Origin of the sequence: Cupriavidus sp. L7L, from assembly GCF_004353535.1 — a bacterium.
Taxonomy (GTDB): domain Bacteria; phylum Pseudomonadota; class Gammaproteobacteria; order Burkholderiales; family Burkholderiaceae; genus Cupriavidus; species Cupriavidus oxalaticus_A.
In genome coordinates this window covers 1-656 of record NZ_SMNY01000097.1, presented here as the reverse complement: position 1 = coordinate 656, position 656 = coordinate 1, and the positions used below count along the sequence as shown (strand labels likewise).

At 58.4% G+C, this 656-nt stretch carries 2 protein-coding genes; both read right to left on the bottom strand.

The window, feature by feature from the left end; genetic code table 11:
* Positions 1-269 (bottom strand): succinate dehydrogenase, hydrophobic membrane anchor protein (sdhD, locus tag E1J61_RS35830; protein ID WP_133098514.1); only part of this gene is annotated, 269 nt, incomplete at its 3' end.
* Positions 270-280: 11 nt separating this feature from the next.
* On the bottom strand, positions 281-656 hold a 376-nt coding region (sdhC, locus tag E1J61_RS35825; protein WP_116324063.1), incomplete at its 5' end, for a succinate dehydrogenase, cytochrome b556 subunit.

Below are 656 nucleotides of genomic sequence, written 5' to 3'. Positions count from 1 at the left end.
ACATAGTCCATCCAGATGTCGCGCACGCCGATCCAGGCGTGATACAGCAGCGACAGGATGGTCAGGAACGTGATGATCTTCATCCACTGGTTGGCGAAGAGCCCTGCCCACGCTTCGTACGAAGCGCCGTTCGACAGCAGGAAGGCAATGGCCAGCACCACGGTGAACACCACCATGATCACGGCCGTGACGCGTTGCGCGAGCCAGTCTTTCAGGCCGTAATGGGCGCCGACGACCAGGCGCTTGGGACCGATATTGTTGTTTGCCACCGTGATTCTCCTCAGAACAGGCCGAACAGCTTCAGGCCGAAAATCAGGGTAAGCAGCAGGCTGACAACCAGCACGCTGATGGCAGACTTGGCCGAGGCGGGCTTGGAAACACCAACGTGCACATCCAGCAGCAGAAAGCGGATACCGGCGCAGAAATGATGCAGATAACCCCAGATCAGGGCCAGCACAACCAGCTTGACAAAGCCGCCGGACAACAGGGCCGAGAACTTTGCGAAGCTCAGTTCGGAGGTAATGCTCTGCTCGAACAGGTACAGGACGAAGGGAAGGAGGAGGAACATCAAGGCACCGCTCACGCGATGCAGGATGGATACCTTGCCGGCCCAGGGCAACCGGTATTTCGCGATCTGCGAGATACCGATATTCCGG